The 18,063-nt window shown below is 44.3% G+C and carries 16 protein-coding genes; all 16 read right to left on the bottom strand.

Features of this window, described 5'->3' with window-relative positions:
* Window positions 1-45 precede the first annotated feature (45 nt).
* Window positions 46-3,411 (bottom strand): DUF5704 domain-containing protein, encoded by a 3,366-nt coding sequence (locus tag AC3WU2_RS19085; RefSeq protein ID WP_492456672.1) that lies wholly within the window; start codon window positions 3,409-3,411, stop codon window positions 46-48.
* A gap of 12 nt (window positions 3,412-3,423) precedes the next feature.
* On the bottom strand, window positions 3,424-4,716 hold the full coding sequence (locus tag AC3WU2_RS19080; RefSeq protein WP_492456671.1) for an S-layer homology domain-containing protein: 1,293 nt from the start codon (window positions 4,714-4,716) through the stop codon (window positions 3,424-3,426).
* Window positions 4,717-4,939: 223 nt separating this feature from the next.
* Window positions 4,940-5,905, bottom strand: a complete 966-nt coding sequence (locus tag AC3WU2_RS19075; protein ID WP_492456670.1) for a hypothetical protein — start codon at window positions 5,903-5,905, stop codon at window positions 4,940-4,942.
* The gene (locus tag AC3WU2_RS19070) at window positions 5,892-6,443 is read right to left on the bottom strand and encodes a hypothetical protein (protein ID WP_492456669.1); all 552 of its coding nucleotides are present in this window, start codon (window positions 6,441-6,443) and stop codon (window positions 5,892-5,894) included. Before AC3WU2_RS19070 ends, AC3WU2_RS19075 begins: the two co-directional genes overlap by 14 nt.
* 14 nt (window positions 6,444-6,457) lie before the next feature.
* A complete protein-coding gene (locus AC3WU2_RS19065) occupies window positions 6,458-6,841 on the bottom strand; it encodes a hypothetical protein (RefSeq protein ID WP_492456668.1) in 384 nt (127 codons plus the stop codon).
* 62 nt (window positions 6,842-6,903) lie between these two features.
* Window positions 6,904-7,389 (bottom strand): hypothetical protein, encoded by a 486-nt coding sequence (locus tag AC3WU2_RS19060; protein WP_018755630.1) that lies wholly within the window; start codon window positions 7,387-7,389, stop codon window positions 6,904-6,906.
* Window positions 7,390-7,401: 12 nt separating this feature from the next.
* A complete protein-coding gene (locus AC3WU2_RS19055) occupies window positions 7,402-9,486 on the bottom strand; it encodes a hypothetical protein (RefSeq protein WP_492456667.1) in 2,085 nt (694 codons plus the stop codon).
* The gene (locus AC3WU2_RS19050) at window positions 9,476-11,299 is read right to left on the bottom strand and encodes a pilus assembly protein CpaF (RefSeq protein WP_492456666.1); all 1,824 of its coding nucleotides are present in this window, start codon (window positions 11,297-11,299) and stop codon (window positions 9,476-9,478) included. The genes AC3WU2_RS19055 and AC3WU2_RS19050 overlap by 11 nt, the downstream gene beginning before the upstream one ends.
* 3 nt (window positions 11,300-11,302) lie before the next feature.
* Window positions 11,303-12,136, bottom strand: a complete 834-nt coding sequence (locus tag AC3WU2_RS19045; protein WP_492456665.1) for a chromosome partitioning protein ParA — start codon at window positions 12,134-12,136, stop codon at window positions 11,303-11,305.
* A gap of 4 nt (window positions 12,137-12,140) precedes the next feature.
* Entirely contained in the window at window positions 12,141-12,836 is a 696-nt protein-coding gene (locus tag AC3WU2_RS19040) for a hypothetical protein (RefSeq protein ID WP_492456664.1), read from the bottom strand.
* On the bottom strand, window positions 12,836-13,834 hold the full coding sequence (locus AC3WU2_RS19035) for an SAF domain-containing protein (protein WP_492456663.1): 999 nt from the start codon (window positions 13,832-13,834) through the stop codon (window positions 12,836-12,838). The genes AC3WU2_RS19040 and AC3WU2_RS19035 overlap by 1 nt, the downstream gene beginning before the upstream one ends.
* The gene (locus AC3WU2_RS19030; protein ID WP_492456662.1) at window positions 13,821-15,338 is read right to left on the bottom strand and encodes a serine/threonine protein kinase; all 1,518 of its coding nucleotides are present in this window, start codon (window positions 15,336-15,338) and stop codon (window positions 13,821-13,823) included. The genes AC3WU2_RS19035 and AC3WU2_RS19030 overlap by 14 nt, the downstream gene beginning before the upstream one ends.
* A 184-nt stretch (window positions 15,339-15,522) precedes the next feature.
* Window positions 15,523-16,605: a 23S rRNA (cytidine(2498)-2'-O)-methyltransferase RlmM gene (locus tag AC3WU2_RS19025; protein ID WP_492456661.1), complete on the bottom strand. Its 1,083-nt coding sequence runs from the start codon at window positions 16,603-16,605 to the stop codon at window positions 15,523-15,525.
* The gene (locus tag AC3WU2_RS19020; RefSeq protein WP_492456660.1) at window positions 16,602-17,387 is read right to left on the bottom strand and encodes an ABC transporter ATP-binding protein; all 786 of its coding nucleotides are present in this window, start codon (window positions 17,385-17,387) and stop codon (window positions 16,602-16,604) included. Before AC3WU2_RS19020 ends, AC3WU2_RS19025 begins: the two co-directional genes overlap by 4 nt.
* Entirely contained in the window at window positions 17,384-17,710 is a 327-nt protein-coding gene (locus AC3WU2_RS19015) for a thioredoxin family protein (RefSeq protein ID WP_492456659.1), read from the bottom strand. The genes AC3WU2_RS19020 and AC3WU2_RS19015 overlap by 4 nt, the downstream gene beginning before the upstream one ends.
* Window positions 17,694-18,044 carry a cyclic-phosphate processing receiver domain-containing protein gene (locus AC3WU2_RS19010; RefSeq protein ID WP_492456658.1) on the bottom strand — a complete coding sequence of 117 codons (351 nt, stop codon included), beginning with the start codon at window positions 18,042-18,044 and terminating at the stop codon, window positions 17,694-17,696. Before AC3WU2_RS19010 ends, AC3WU2_RS19015 begins: the two co-directional genes overlap by 17 nt.
* Window positions 18,045-18,063: the final 19 nt, after the last annotated feature.

Genomic DNA, 18,063 nt, shown 5'->3' with positions numbered 1-18,063 from the left:
ACTCCTAACAGAAAGGGAACCTGTTAGGAGCCGAACCGGGGGATATTACATAATGCCTGCAGACTTGAAATCATCTAACATCGATTTATCGCTATCATTGAACAATACGTCCCCATCCTTAAGCTTGAAAATACCACCGTAGGAATCCGTTACAGTATATCTGAACCCTTCACGTTTCCATTGATTCGTAAGTGGTGCGTAGATGTACTGCAAGTGCGGATTTTTCCGATCGCCCTTACGCAGCGTCTCTATATTGAAGTTCACGATGAGATATCCGTTTTTCAAGAAAAACGAAGCTTTGTCATTGAAACGGCCTTGTTGATATACATTCAACCCTTTCGGAACAATGTACGATTTCGTAGGAACACTGTACTCCCCATACCATTTCTGTTCCGCCGCATGAGCTCGAGGAACACTGACGCCAGCCGGGACTTGGATTGGTCCGAAGAATGTCCGCATGGGTTGGGTGAGATCTAATCCATGGAATCCACCGATTCCCACTTCTCGCTGTGCCAATTGTAAATACCTTTGGATAAACGCTGAGCGGTCATTTACACTACCTTGTGCTAGACCTAAATCGAAGAGTGTACCTGCTGTCATCGATATTTCGTTTTGCGGTACATTTCGAAGCCTTGTATCAAGAGTGGATTTGATTGGAAAGACATCGTCCTTGGAGCCGACTTTCACGAAATACTTGTTCTTGGTGTGATAATAAAGATCAACCTCTTGCCGATTCTTCCCTTTCGCATCGACGAAATAGAAGGTTGGGGTAATTCGAATGGTATCTTGTCCTTCGAACATATTCCCTTTGGTTTTCAGATCAAATTTGAATTTATATCCCTGCTTGACTGTAATATTAGAGTGACCTTGGAGCGGATTGCTTCCCTTTAATATTGGGAGTACGAAGGGTACTTGATTCCCTCGCAGAGCGCCGTCAATCCCGTTGGTTCCAACCCAGTAGCATTTCCCCGTATGCGCCTGATTGCCCTTACCCGTCCGAAATACTCCTTCCCAGAGGTAATCTTCTACATCCGTAACTCGGAAATCATAAACTCTGCCTATAACTTCGACATCTACGGTATCTGTTGCTACATGGTTCACGAGATTGAGATTGGCCTTCGTTTGCGTCGTAAATCCAGTTCCAGGTGAATTCTCTGCAAAAGTGCGGAATAGTACCGTATAATCGCCCTCGTCCACCCATACAGGTAGGGAGAAATTGGATGATTGATCGCTTACCGGTATGCTGTACCATGTTTTCTTCGGAATGAACGTGCCCGATTCTGTCTTCACATCAAAAGGAAACCAGACTTCCTTTAATTTAATATATTTCTGATAATCTCGGTTTCCATAGCCGGGTATACTCCTGTGCTGACCCTTCGTTGGCATCATGATCGTAAATGGACGGTCCAAGATGATCGCGGACCTTGCTGGATTCGGCTTGGTCTTCTGGTTATGCTCTTGATCATCACTAACGCCAGCATAAATGACGGTTGGGGTGTGTACGGTTATGGTATTAATGCCGTTAATTGGAAATTGTGTATTTGAACCGCCGTTAATATTATTCGGCAATAAATCGTAATAGATTGTCCCGGTGCTGGGCGTATCAACTCTATTCAACAACGTGCTACTGATCAAATTATTCGGCTTGTAAAGTACATCGCGCCCAATGGTCGTTGGATTAGGGATATTCGTTGGCGTAGGGCCGTCTTTCGTCACTTCGGAATGATCCATGATCGTATTATTGTTGAATTTAACCATGTCGTTATTTACTTTGCTTTCGGGAGTGTTCGATTGTGCCATACCTTTTAAAGTGCCTGTGTCATCCGGCAAAGATGGCGGAGAATTCAAACCACCCGTTCGGACAGGAGGAGTAAAATTGATCGATGCGGTTTCTCCTGGTCTCACATGACTGTTAACAGAATCATCATGTTTAGAATCTAGACTAGGAGGTGTGTACCCAGAAGGGTTCATCGTTACCATTCCACCTGGTAAAGCATAGTTGCTCATTGACGCCCGATTGATCTTATATACTTCTAAATTATTGATTTGCCAATACGAGAAGTCACGAGTAAACGAAAATGAGTAAGTTTTTGATTGTGTATCGCTTTCAGGAACAGCTGGTCCAGGTTTACATTTGCCTTTGTCATCACACACTTCCGGTCCTGAAACCGTCCATTCTCTTTTATAAGTTACATCAACCGAACAATTATAATCGATCTTCCCGGACATTTTTGCCCAAATATGCTTAAATAGATAGTTATCTGCGAATGCATTGGTAAATAAAGATTCCGAAGTAGGAATTCCTTTTAATACATCGAACTTTTCAGAGTCTCTATTGTCTGCTTTAATAACTCCATTTGCATTTGGGTCCATGTCACTCAAATTGACAGCAGAGGATTGCATAGGGCTTCCTATCGTAAAGGTACATTGCCCACTTCCGCATGGTTTACCGCCACAGCCGGGATCTGGGTCAGTACCTACACCAATATTAGCTGTAGTTGTTAATTGATATCCGTCTTTTTCCCAAAGTATTGTAATGGTTGTAGTGCCCTTGTTTACAGCAGTCACTAAACCAGAAGCACTTACAGTAGCAACTGATTCATTAGAGGATTTCCAAGTAGATGTACCTCCACTACCGGTATTGACGTTAGTTTCAGGTCCAAAGCTTCCATCTCCAGCTTTGGTTTTCACAGTGGCATTGAGTTGTTTAGTCTCCCCTTTTGTTAATGTTCCCCCACCAGTTAGGTTGATTTCCTTAGTCACTTCCGCTAGAGCTACCCAATATACATCAGTATGAAATAGATAATCGGCCTCAAATTTGGGGTGATCTTTTGGGTGATCGAGATTATATTGTCTATAAGCAGATGGTTCAATGACTCCCCCGATTTGGATAGTGAATTGTGCTTTTCTACCAATGAAAGAATCTACACTAACCAAAATTGGATCTCCAACTTTGTATTTCGCTTGATCCATATATATAGGACGTAATGAGACATCAGTAAACTCACTTGTAGGATGCGCAGCGCCAAGACTATCAATATATTCGGTGGGCATATAGACTGGATGATCTAAATCAATAATTTCACATACCAAGGATGAAACGGGTTTATTTTTTGATGGATTGTTTTCTAGTAATTGCCCATTACATGACCCATCAACTTTCCATCTCAAGTCATCTTGTTGATAGATGTAAGTACCTGGACTAGTACTTGCAACACCTCGAACTGGACTTATTTTTTTTTGTGATTTTGCAGGACCAGCCGGTTCAAAGTGTGGAGCATTTAATGGAGGTTTTGAACCTGGTCCCCCAGCAGCAAAGACAACATTGGAGTAAGTAAGTATAGGTAATAATATTAAACTTATAGCTAATATAGTTGAGAGAGACTTTTTATGCTTCTTGGGTTTGCTCAATTATTATCACCCTTAATCATTTTTTTGGGCGACATAATATTCAGTACCATCCTTAGCTTTGAGATCTACCTTAGAAAAGAATATATCATCAAAGCATAATAAGCCAATTCCCCAATAATGAGGTTTATTTACTGTAAAAATACCTCTACTCTTAGTAATATCATTGGTATGTGGTAGCGAATATTCTTTATAAGCTTTCGACGAAGGTGATTTTAATGGATCTATAGCGGGGGAATTAAACAGATTTCCAGCTTGTGTTTGACTCATAGAGTCCACCTTAATTTTCATATCAAACTCTGCGAAAGAAAAATAAGCTCCATTTAAGGCGGTATCTCCCTCATCCATAAAGACAGGATAGTAAATACTACGCTGGTCACCTTTTGCATATGGACTTACGACAATCCAGTTTTTCACTTTTACTGCTGCATAATCCGCGCGTGTAACCAATTCTTTATTTCGAACTTTAGAAAAGTCGTCGGTTATTTTGTTGTAGTCGTAGCTTTCTGGTAATCTCTCTTTAGGCAATTTTACATAAGAGGGCGCGGTTACCTTCAAGTTTGTTCCGGTCAAACCTACAGCTCGTAGTTCTTGCAAGCCTTTGAAGTCATCTGGTTGTTTCTTTGCAACAGAAGTATATCTTGCAATTAGTGTTGCTACCTCTGCTCGTGTTGTAGTCCGATCCGTTCCAAAGTTTTTATCGCTACCGACACTCATTAATCCAGTTCCCATTGCTAAAGCAACGCTATTTTTTTGTGATTCAGGTAGTTTTCCTGTGAAGTATTCCTTTGCAGGGATGACAGTGTTCGTCACATCGGAAAGTGCCTGCTTATAGTCAGGACTCACCGCAGCCAGTCCTTGCGCTAACCAAATAGCCATCTCACCACGGGTTAAAGCTGCCTTCGCATCTAACTTCCCAGCATATTTAGATGGATCAATAAATCCCTTTGCTACGGCTGCTTGAACGCCTTCGGTTGCCCAGTCAGGAATATCCGTAAAACTCGCACTGTTCCCTGTTGTTACAACAGGTTGCTCTGTTAACCGTCCTAGGATCGTAGCCATTTCGGCCTTCGTCACCGGAGCACTTGGTTTAAACGTTCCATCGGTGTACCCTTTCAAGTAGCCATCTTGGACAGCTGATGCGACAGCAGAAGCAGCCCAATGCGCAGCCGGAACATCCTTAAATGTTAGACTGGTATTACTTATTGTGTTATCAAGAACACCCGCTTCCGCGTTCAAAACTGGTTCTGCCATATTTCCAGCCAAAAGAACAGCTGCAGCCATTGTTGAGATCATTACCTTTTTCATTATTTCTCCTCCTAAGCGTCGATGGGTTTATGAAGAAAATCTCGGATTCTATCATTAAATAACGCTAGAATACACGAAATTTCTTCAGCATACAAAATAATATCGGTACATTCGCCCGATATCATTATGCACATATTTCCCATTATTTCATTTTATAGCCTATAAATTATACCATAATATGACATAAACAAACTCCATTCTTGTTACAATTTGTCACTATCCGCTAGCACCGCTTCAGAATGTACCCTTCTGCCGCAGCTTCCCTTTGTGAAGAGAAGACTTTCTCAGGATTAACAGATGTGCATTTACTAGGATAAACATATTTGATGCCATTCAGAGTAAATCCATAATAGAGAGACGCTTTGAGAATACGAGATCCACCCAGCGCATAGTTGTTATACACCCCACTCCCCATCGGAAGACCTTGAATAAAAGCAATAACACCCACATCATTGATACTGTTCTGCCATTCTTCATCCGGTATGGTAGGGAGCGTAAACGTATAACTAATTCCATTCCTTCTAGCTCTCTCATTGTGCTTATTGATGGCATATGCAAGCTCGTTCTGAATATGCTCGATGATCGTCTGCCGACGAACTGAATCGAATAACGCAGCATCCCTTAACAGAGGGATATCTATCCTATCCCCTAATTCCTGCCTATTCCCACGAGACCACTGCTTTGTGCTCGGATTATAGACGACCACATAATCATCGAGCGTGAATCGAAGCACATTTCCTTTGTCATCCACATGCGTATACGGCTTGAGTGGCCTCATAATATGCTTGTAGTAGCTCTGTCCGGAAGCCTGATACTCTTCTTCCGTATACAAGGTGAACCCATCATATCCAATGACACCTACAGCAGGGATGTAATGTTTAATGGACTCTTGAATCACTTGATCTTCAACAGCATTCATATTGATGAAAATGGTATTAAAAAATGTACTCACAGCGAGTTGAACATCGAGGCTATACCTTTTATCAGAATCGTATCCAGAATATTGCTCGGATTGCTTAAGCTTAGAGTGAAGTGCATAAGCTGCATCATCCACCGCCGTATCCAGCATCGAATTATATGCCGTCTCCGTTCGTAAATTATTAGACTGTTCTGAGGCATGGAGCCTATTCAGCCATGTAAAAGGGAATGCAATAAGCACAAAAATAATAGCCAATTTAGTGATCTTCATTGCGCACTAAACCTCCGTATGGAACCACAATGTTATGATTTGCAGATATCCCCCCGGTTAGCGCATCCATCATGACCGTTGCAGCTGTTCGATTGGTATTTGTTACGGTCACACCGAAATAATCTCCAATATTCATTTCATAGTGCCTCGATTTATCGTCCACGGCTTTCGTATTATCCGGAAATAGGGTTGCTAGTATATCCCCGCGACCATGGTATTCATAATTCAGCAGAACATCATCCTGAAAAGTACTCACATCCGTAGGATCGAGATAGACAGGGTCATAACGCTTTTGTCGATGTTCCATTTGAATATCATAAGAATTCCCTGTCATAGCCAATTCATTGAAAAAGTCATTATACATTTGTGGTGTAACATAACCGATGTCTCTCGCTGCATCTACAAAGTTCGTAACACTCTTATAGACCAGCATGGAAGATATATCATCCTGCCTTTGGTATAAATCTTGATTAGGAAAAACGAATAACAATAATACGGCTAATATTAACCCTGCTACCTTCGCTATCGAATTGATCATTATCGCTTCCCCTCTCAAGATTCATAAATAATCAACCTAACCGCGCCATCTGCGCTTCGTTCAACCTTCTCGGTATACTGCATCTTTACTTCGATGTGTGACAAGTCCACATCCTCTACATGAATCCCAGGACTATATCTGATTCCATCAACAACGATAGGAGCATCTAAATGCTCAAGTAATCCTATCATCGCTACAATGTCTGCACCCGTCACCTCATATTGCCCTTCGATTTCAACCGTTGTCTTCAGATCTCGATCACTGGAAGCATTCACTTCATACACGTGCTGCAGTCCTTTTGTAGTTATCCCAGTCGATCCAAAGAATAAATCCATGGCGACGAGAAAAATGATTACCGCAACAGATAACTCCAACATGTGCCTGACGCGTTCATCCATAGATAGGCACCCTCTCTAACCAAATGGGGAGTCTTGAAGACTCCCTTTTTCGCTCATAACCGTTAATTCTGTTCAAATACGATGCCTCGAATGACATTACTGCTGTCCATGATGATCCTCGAACGGAATTTCCCGCTCGGGTTCACATAATCCGGTTTCGCTTCATTGATCGCCTCTGCCATTTTCCCTGTAGGGGGGATATTATCAACTACTGATCCATAATTAGGGTCATCAATTTTGCTAGCTGTATCAATTGTCTTACCATACCAGGAACCTGAGCGATTCTTCCCTGTCATAATTTGAATCCCGAATTGATCCTTATCTGAAAATTTTCTTAATGCATTAACCACTTGAGAGCCACTAACAACGGTATTGTCATACACAGTAAAAGCAGTCTGCGAGAGCTCCGTCTGAATATTCGAGAAATTGTTCTGTGCTGTCTTTGTTGCTTCCTGTGCGGAAATGAATAGGACCACCGCTATCGTAATCAATGCAATCGCCAAAAAAATACCCGCTGCCATCACTAGTGCTTTTTGTGCATTACCCATAATTCCCAACTCCTAATTTATTTTTTGAATTTGATCGTAATAGTTCTGCATTTGATTCATGCTCGTATAGACGAGCGGAATAACGAGATATAAGAAGATCAGTGCATAAAGCGGTGTGAAGCCGATCATTTGACCCCAATTGGCTTTCGCATTGAGCACTCGTTCCATCTCTTGCTTGCGCAATTCTCGATAGTAAGATTGCTCCGATTCAAGATCATCAAAAGCTTCTCGGACAGGGATCTTATCCACTGCAAGCTGTAATTTCTCAATCGTTCGCAAGAATGAAACATACGACACCTCTTCTTTCAAATCTTCTAGCGCTTGCTCAGCGCCTGCTTCATAGTGCAGAAGGCATCGCTGAAGCGGTTCTTTGAATATTGAAGAGAATCGTTCAAGCCACTCCAGTATGCTCTCTACCGAAGTGCGGTCCATTTCACATAAAATTCCAATCAACGTATGGAATTGATCTACTTCGTTCTTCATATCCATTTGACGCATTCGCTTCTGGAAGTAGAGCAGCCCGATCGGAATAGAGTAAGCGATCCATCCAATGATTAGACTCACCAGTAATTCCCACCACTTCAAATATTCATCACGCAGTCGTTCGATCTTCGCTACGATACGCTTCACGGTGCTTTTCTGATCTGTTGCATTCTTGAATTGTATTGTACTGCGTTCCACAGCCTCAGCAACCTTCTTATGCAACGATTCACGCTGGCTTTGCATTTGTAATGTGATCTCGCGCTCGATCTTCAACCCCACATCCACTTTAATCTGTTCCTGGGCATCTAAACGACCTAACACCATAGTTGGATTGTTCGTCACATTAAGAATCTGTTGACTTCCGACAATGTGCAGATATATGCATAGAATCAGCACAACAATTCCGCTTCCAACCGCATAGACCAATCGATGCAAATACAACCATTCCATCGGAAGGGTAGAATTACCGTCTTTGAGAAGATTTTTAATGCGTTCATAAGTCTTCGAGAATAATGGAGGGACAAGCCGATCGACGATGATCTGAATCCAAGGAAGCTCATACAGCACCTTCTCCCACTTTCTCTTCCGCTTGGACCTAGCAAATTTCCCTTCATCATTCTCCTGAATTTTACGCAGCAGTACGTACGCGATGATAATCGTAAGATAGACAACGGTCTTCATCAACAGCCCGAACTTCGAATCATAGAATTGTCCCATAACGGCAAAATGATCTCTTGCCCATCGTTCGATAGGATCGGTAAATAATACGGGTGCCACAGCAATGATTGTCAAGCTTCGTAGCAGATAACTCAGCTTCTCCCTTCGAAGCAGCTCCATCTGGACTTCTTGGGTCAATTGCGATAGTGCATTCAGATAAAGTGAACCCGATTTCAGAACCTTGTCTCCATACTCTGAAATAAGATGTGAGATCCCTGCGAACCCTTTTAGGAAGCGATTCGGCGCAACTTCATAATATTGTTCCAATAGAACTTCTGCTTCAGCAGAGGTTAGAATGTCATAAATCTTCTTGCCATGCTGTTCTGCCTCGTGTGTCGCATGCTCGGACGCGTCCCAGATTGCTTCTTCAATCATTCCATGTGCATGATAGTAATGTCTGACATCCCCAAGAAAATGGACAAATCGCTTCAATAGTCGGTTCTCTACCCGATGAACGAACATATCAATCATCATATTGTTGAGTATTAAGAAAGTTAGACCCACCACGACCAATGAAGTTAAGCTCTGATGCATCATGATGAGTAATCCAAACGTAACCATCACTAACAAAAGCGTTATTAGTACGATATGGACCGTCTCACGCCGCATCGTCAGTTCATCATAAGCATGAATACTTGCTATTCGCCGACGGATTTTGTGTACATACTGACGCAGTACAGGGATTCGACCGAAAATGAAGTAACAACGCTGGTAAAGTTGACTCAGCCGCTCCCCCCATTTCTTCGTATGCAGCCGCTCCCATAATTGCCTAGATCGAAGTTGCCCATGGATCGCACTTCGCTGCCTACGCTCGACAATACGGTAGACAATAAAAAGGAAAGAGGCAAGCAATATGGAACACCCTACGACAAGAAGAAGGATCGATTTAAGCTCCACAACGTTCCCCCCAATGGTTCTCCACGAAAGCAGCAAGTTCTACAGCATCCTGTTCTGACATCTGTTCTGACATCTCTGTTATACTCCGGGCGGAAAGCCGATTTACGGCAACATAAGCACCTTCTCGGTACTCCACAATATTGAATGCTTCGTATGTGTTCTCACACGCCAAGTCTCCTGAAGGAACACATTCTGTAATCCGCTCAATATACCGATGACCATTTCGATCCATCCGAAGATGCACATCGAACCCAATAACACGAACCACTTGCTGCTCCGCAATCCGTTCATTGGAGAAGACCCCGATTTTAAGCAATGAATTTCGCAGTGAGAAAATAAGATCATTGAAGGTCTTCGCATGATGTGTGAACAAGGTGAACAAACTCGCCACCTGGGAAGATTGAATCACCCACGCTGCTACGGGATCGGTCGCTGCTTCGCCAATAATATTAACCGCGCCGTCCGTCTTTTTCTGCACATCTAGCCCATCCTGTCCTCGTATATGATCTGTCTCACGGAAGCTGAGAATATTACGATACGGATAAATTTTCCGAAGATGCAGCTCGAAAGCCATTTCCTGAACACGAAGTGTCAACGTCCCATAGATATGGCGGACAAGCGCCATGAGCAGCGTTGTTTTGCCACTCCCCTGTTGCCCAGTAATCGCGGTAATCCTTGCCCCTTTCATCAAATATTTGAGCAAATCGATCACAATCTCCGCATTCTGATCCTGAATTAAGGATTCAAGGGATGCATTCGGAATATCGAACTTCCTGACGAAGAATGCCCATGATTCTGCGAAGTGCGGGCGAACGACCACGATACGTGACCCGTCTTTCATTTCGTTCACTTTATAACCAACTGTCTCTGATAACTGCCCCGGATTGTTGTACTTATAGATGTTCTGACATACCCGTTTCAACTCGATTTCTGATCCAAAGCTGAGAAAGGACATATGAATCGATTTCCCACGGTAGAAAATCCATACACTATCATAGGATTTAGGTGCATCGATTGAAGATAAGCCCGACCTTCTACCCGTCATTTGTTCTTGTAAATGCATGAATGAAATGGACCCCGGGACCCCAGATACCCCTCCAGACACGCCATCAATCCGCATATCCCGAATTTCATCAACGACACTGAATCCTTTGTAAGATTGATAAATACGTTGGACGATAATATGTAACTTCTGTTCGAACGTTAACGGCCGATACTCATTGATGTAAATGAATCGTATATCTTCTGCCGTAATTCGATATCCTTCCGTATCTTGTTCTTCATTCAGCAATCTCAGTTCATCCAATTGATAGGTCTGAATTAGCGTAGATAGTGCATTAAGACCATAATTTCCTTTATACCAATATAGAATAATTTCGAATAAGTCCTGATCCGTACAACGTTCTACCTCTTCAAAAGGGATCACCTGGTTAATATTGCGTTCATTCAGTCCATAGGTTGTCACGAGCAAATCATAGATCAAATCCTTCACGAACTGCTTATCTTGAAGATCCCCGTATACACAGCCTTTCAGTGCCTGGCGCAGTTCCAGACGCTTATTGTTCCGGCGCCTAAGTTCCTCACCCGATAATCCTAATGCATAAATATTTTCATTTACATGTTCATGAAGATACTCTCGAACATAAGCAGTCATCTGAACGATCGTAAATTGTTGATCCTGCATCGTCTGGACAGATTGCTGCTGCGAGAGCTGCTTGACATCAGGGCTCGACAGCTTCAAATACAGCAATACACCTACGATTGCGATGATGAGCAGGATCAGCCCAAGATTCATCACATACGATATATCCATGCATCAAGCCCCTTTCTCGCAAAATAACTCCGAGTCCACCCCAGCGTGCTTCAGAATGGTATTCGCAAACCGCCGAGTTTCTTGAATAAACGTATAATTCGGGTGACGTGACCCGATATTACGATGACGAAGCACGAATTCAAGTACACTGTGATCATTACATGCATCCATAAAATCCACACAGCGTGGGATCGTACATAACTCTTCAACAAACTTATATTTTCGTGCGATATTACGTACCGTATATTTTGATCCTGGCTCGTATTGGCCCAGGACAAAGACACAGGATTTCGTCTGAAGGAGCTCAATTAGCTCCTGATTTGCACTGAATTGCTCCAGAATGGCTGCATTCTGGTTCAAATTAATCACAATCACATCTGATGCTTGGAGCATTTGCATCGTTCCAGACTGGCGAATACCACTATTCTCATCAAGCATGACCAGATCATAGGCTTGCTTCGCATGTCCCAGAATCTTTTCCCACAACTCTATATCAATGGACCCCTCCTGAGAATTCTTGCGCTGTGATCCTCGAAGGATGTCCAATCTTTCATACAATAGTGGAATCGTGTAATCGGATAAATTCATCGCGGTTAACCGTTGATTAAGGGCCAGTCGCTCGAGCGCATCCAATCCTGACCGTTGAAAAGGTTCTCTTCCAAGACGTTCCGAGGGCTTCAACACAACCGATTCCATCGTCGAGAAGGCTCCCTGCGTACTTCCAATCAGTGTTCGGATCGGTGATTCGAAACCGATCATGCAGTCTGCCGAAATACAATTTGAAGTCGTTCCCATCTGTCCATGAACTGGCCCCCAAAAGACTACTTGTTTGCCCATTCCATCATCTCCTCCTTGCTATGCGAAAAGCTCTTTTTACTTGATTCATCTCTAGCATGGAAATACGCTGAACAAATGCAATGATTTGGCGTCTGTAACTTCTTGATAGTCGTTTAAGGTTCAATCGCTCAGCGAACTGCCCATCAATGAACCGCTCATACAATCGCTCATCATAATGAATTCGAAGCTTATCATCTGACCATTGAACAGCGAGCTTATTGTATCGTTCTTCGATGTACTCTTCATGAATACTGCACACCACATACGGCACGTATAGCCCGACAAAAGGAACGACAGCTCTCTCTGTAAGACGTAAATCTGTAAGAATCTGCTCATTTCGCTGGATGCTTCCTTTATCGAATTGCGTCAGAATAACATGGGCGTCCATCGCCTCTAGAGAACATCGATCATAAAAATTTCGATCATCTGATTGAATAATAACGAAATCATAATCACCTTGATCTTGGTCCTCCAACCATTTCGACACATCGACATAGCTCGAGAAGTGAACTCCGATATCAAAACCTTCAAATTCAACGATCTCCCCGACATGGAGGAGGGATGAAATATAATGCGTCGTGCTTCGAGATCTCGATCCATCGATGAAGAGTACGCGCCCATCTGCATGGGATAGCACCTTGCACACGAGCAATAGGAAGTCACTCTGTTCACAGCTGCCGATGACCATAATTTTGCGCATCACTGACCACTCCCTGCATCATCACTAGATTTCGGTGATTGCTCGAATAGGTGTGTCTGCTCTTCATTGGTCAGTGCTCCATCTTCCAACTTGTCGATGGTTGGTGCCCCCGGTGATGCTGGTTGCGGATTGCCCACTGCCGGTTGTGGTGTCACAGATGATCTAATGGCAACATCCCCATAGAGCACTTGTTTCTCGGCTAGCGCCGCCTCTAGCTTCTTACGAGCCACCTTCGCGAGCGCCGTCTTCGCTACCTCCACAATATTGGGGTTGGTCTCGATCAACTCTAGCACTTCGGCATTCGACGGATAATTCACAATCGCGCCGGACTGCATACCTGGATCAACATACGTTAAGCTGTAAATTGAACCGTGATGGATCAATGCATCGACCATCGCACTCGACATCATCAAGATTTCTTGTTCCGTCAATTGCATACTGATCGTATTCGCTGCGATTTGTTGCACGCGTTTCTTGGACAGAACAATATAGTCTTGACCTGTTGGGAACTGAATTCGGACATCGACGACATCCTGATCACGCAAATTCAAAGGTAATTGGATCTGAGCAAATTGTTCATTACGAAGATCATTCGGTGTTGCTTGTCCTTCATAGAACATGGATGGAATAAGAACGGTATTCGCGGACAAGTCGATTTTAGATATTTTACCGACGACCTTCTCTTTGCTGCTTATCAAATTCGCAGGAAGATGATTGAGGTCAATCTCTTGCGACTCAATATGTTGCGCTGCAATTCGTGTGCCAGCAGGCACGTTGGCTTTCAGAACCCACACGCTGCGCTTCTTAGCTTGCTGCTCCTGCTGAGCCGCTTGCAGCGCGGATATTTGCTGTTCGTATTGCAGCTCTGTATCCCGCTTTATTTTCTGAACGTGTAATTGCCAGTAGACGGCATAACTGAGGAACAAACAGCCCATAATGGCCGCGCCAATGAGTCCCGCGATCCATAAGTTTTTCGTCCGTTGTCTAATTTTTGACATCCCTTCTGCTCCTTCTTGAGAATAAAAGCTTACCGATTCCTTGCCGCCACTTCGTAGGGGTCTGTTCAATCGGCAAGACGGCTTGGAGTGCTAACCGCGCATCTTCATCGATGTGGAACGGATCTATATGATAGGGGATGGCATGCAGTTGAGGAATCGCTGTTGCCTGTTCCATATCACGAATCACCTGCTGCGTTGCGAGAGGAATTAGCCCCATAAAACTTGCTGCGGTGTGAGTGAATCCTGCTTGCCGAATAAATTCGGATAGATCTTCTTGCCTCCAATCCGCACCAGAAGCGATGACAAACGATAAATTCGCCCTTAGAAACTCAGCGTACATGGACGATTCTCCATAAACACCCAGATCCAGAACGATGGCATCATAATCTGCGTGGAGTAAAGGGATCAGGCTGCGCGACTCGAGAAAAGGATAATAGTCTACACCATGAATCGTGAATCGTTCTCCCGTTCTCCTCATGGGTTCCCCGTCAAAGATTGACCGAATACGGTAAAATGCTTCAGACCGCATACATTCCACAAGGGCAACTCTTTGCTTGGAATGAGCTAAGTAATGCGCCATCATAATCGCCGTATGTGTCGTCCCTACCCCGGAATGAACCCCCATCAGTGCAATCGTGCCTGTCCCTCGCCATCGTAGCGTGCTTGAGGCTGGTTGGTTTCCTTTCCAAGCTTTGGCCAATTCCACATGAATCTGCTCCAGCTTCTCTCGGATTTCACTAGCCGTCTGGATTCGTAGATTCGGATCTCGTTCTAACAACTTCTGCAACAACTGTCGGAATGCCGCTGGCACCTCTTGCGGAATAGCGTCCATCCCTGCCTTCCCAAATTGGCTCGTCCTCCCTCCCGTTACGAAATGCATCAATAATGCGCCAAGTCCATAGAGATCACTGCGTGTGTCGCTTTGCTTGCCTGCATACTGCTCCGGAGCTGCGAAGCCAACCGTACCTAGACAAACGGTGTCTTCCTCCTGATTCGGCTTGAAATGTCTTGCAATCCCAAAATCAATCAGCCGGATCTGACCATGTACATCCATCATGACATTCGATGGCTTCAAATCCCGATATACAATTGGCGGCTGGCATTGATGGAGATATTGGAGTACTTCGCAGAGCTGAATACCAAGTCGAAGGATATGATCGAATGTTAACGATCGTCCACGTCTCTCAAAGTCTGCAGCAAGCGTCTCTCCTTCGATATAATCCATGAATAAATAAATGTAACCCTCCTCGTCCGGCCCGATAAAATCAACAATTTGCGGCAAGTTCGGATGATTCAGCCTAATCAGCATGGCCGCTTCCGCCGCTACCCCCACCGCATCATCAGGCTGCAATAGCTTCGTTTCCTTTGCAGCCCAACGTTTACCGACAAGCTTTAAGTCTTCAACCAGATAGACATAACTCATCCCCCCTTCGCCAATTTGCTTGATGACCCGATAACGCCCTCCCAGCACCTGATGTACGCTCACCTTAGACACCCATTTCATGAGCCCACCTCCTTTTGGAACAACAAAAAGGGAAAGCCTCTCGAATCATGACGATCGACGCTACGGTCGAACGACATGGTTTCGGGATGCTTTCCCTATCCATTTCATATTAGATTGCATTGGTCACATTATATATCATCTATTCCAGGATTGTCCATATGCAAATTCATTTTTATACACCTAATTAATATTTCACCATATACAGTGTGATCTCATCGCGATTATGCACCAGCTGCTTCATGCGTCGAATTTCCATATGCTCGCTGAATTTCTCCGTGATATCACGAATGGTTTGCAGCGGCTTTTTGTGCATCAGCTTCACTGTAATAATGGCTGTACCGCCCGATCTGAGCGCATATAACAAATCCATCACGAGACGTACCATTTGCATTGGACTCCAGCTCATGTCACACACGATAAGGTCGAATTGCGATTCGTGGAATTTCACCTCAGACGCATTTTTCTTCAACACAGTCAGTCTACGATTCGCAGTCAAAGATGGATGCATCTCTGCAGGATCGATTGCGGTCACCTTCAATCCCCGCTCTAGCAGCAGCGAAGTCCAACCACCAGGAGCTGCGCCGATATCAAGCCCTTCCGAGAATGTCGCCAGATCTAGGCCAAACGATCGCTCAGCTTCTAACAACTTGAATTTGGCCCGAGAAATTTGACCTTCTTCACGCTGGAATCGCAGCGCACCGCCGGACCAATCGCTTAGATTGGCTGCTGGCGTCGAGACGCCGACGTAGACGGAATCTTTTCCCACAAAAATCGATACAATCCAATCGGAGTCACGCGTTACCGTCTCCAAGCCAGCATCGTTAAGACCTGCCTCAATCGCAGATTTCATAAGACCTAAGTCTAAAGGACCCGCTTCATTCGAACCTTTACGGATTTGAATCGCTACCGATTGACCGCTCTGGAGTTCATGATGGGATTGAACGAAACTGACGATCGCTGTGTTCAATTCCTCCTGACCAGCTTCCGAGAGATTAAATTCTTGTTGTACTTTCTGAATATGACGTAAGAAAATAAGCGGGTCGCTCTGCAACTCACGCAAGACCTGTGCTGCATCCGCTGGCAATGTAACAAGAATGACTTCGCTAGGCATGAGAACCATCGCCTTTACTTGTCCAAAACGGCGACGAAGCTCCTCTTGTGCATAGGCAATAAAGCCATGATTGGCCGTACAAATCCATTTGGATGTGATATCGTGCTGTTGTTCTTGTTGTTCTTGTTGTTCGTGTTGTTCGTGTTGTCCCTTCAACGGTTATTGACCTCCAAGCCTTGCACCCGAATCCATGGTCGTCCCTCTACCCATTCGAGCGAGAGCGGCACTTCGTATGCTTGTTTTAATATTTCAGGGGTGAGCACCGATTCTTTCGTTCCGGCAGCCACCAGTTTTCCTTGATGAATTAATGCGACGTGTGTAAATAACGGTACAATTTCTTCCAGATGATGTGTAACATAGACAAGTGCAATATCTCGATTCTTCAAAATATTAATCTGATCAAGGAATTTCTCTCGCTCATACAGATCAAGTCCTGCACAAGGCTCGTCCAAAATGAGAATTTGGGGATCAGCCATCAATGCGCGCGCCAACATAATTTTCTTCCGCTCGCCTTGCGATAATGTGCCGAGTAGATTGTTCGCGACATGCCCAAGATTCATTTCCTCAATCAGGCTGTGCGCCTTAGCGACAACCTCTTCAGGGATCTCCTGATAGAACCGAAGAAAACCATATTCGCCTGTAGCGACCACTTCCCATACGGGATCACGAAGGGTTAATTTCTCCATTAACGATTGGCTGATATACCCGATTTTCTTACGAACCTCTCGAATATCGCATTGTCCATAATGATTGCCCATGACATCAATTTGCCCCGAGCTTGGGAACATATAACCTGTCATCATCTCGAGCAGCGTCGTTTTCCCTGAACCATTCCGCCCAAGGATCACCCAATGCTCTCCTTCATTCATCTGAAGTGTGATATCATCTAGAATTTGCCGCTCTTCGCGTCTTAGCTTAATATGTTGCATCGAAATCATCGAATCACATCCTTAATGATGTTGAATAAATGTTCTACGGACCGCATCTCGTAGACTTGCACCGGTTCGCCTCTCCTCTTCGGGTCGAATAAGAACAGCCCAGGCACACTCCGTACTTGATACCTCGCCACAAGACGAGGGGAAAAATTCAAATTGATCTGCAATAGCTCGATATCCGGCAACATCGCTTCGACCACGTGCAGCATCCGCATGCCCGCCTTACATGTACCACACAGCGGTGTATATAGATACAATCCAAATGGCCTGTACACCTCTACATGTTCGATTCGTTCGAATAGATCCTGCTCATTGATTTCTTTCATGGGCAGCCTCTCGAATGCGCGATATTACCGATTGCGGCATCGGACCATTATGCAGGATGACATGATCGGGTTTGTTCTGATAGAACAATTCGTACATCGTTCTCTGACCAGATAAACTGGAGGTATGTAAATAAATTTCCCGCGGATATAAGCCCCGAAGTACCATTTGCTTCACAAGCTGCGTCCCATTGGGCTGATAAATGCCTAGATCATGATCCAATGACAGTATATCTACTTCCTCTTCTTCCAGCAGTATGAGGCATTCTTCAGCCGATCGCGCATAGACGAATCCCTCCGGGCAACGGCGAATGTCATCTAAAAATACATGTATCATGCTCATTCCCCCTCAGATT

It is taken from the genome of Paenibacillus sp. EB106-05-06-XG162 (assembly GCF_058791655.1).
This window is presented reverse-complemented; position numbering and strand designations above follow the sequence as displayed.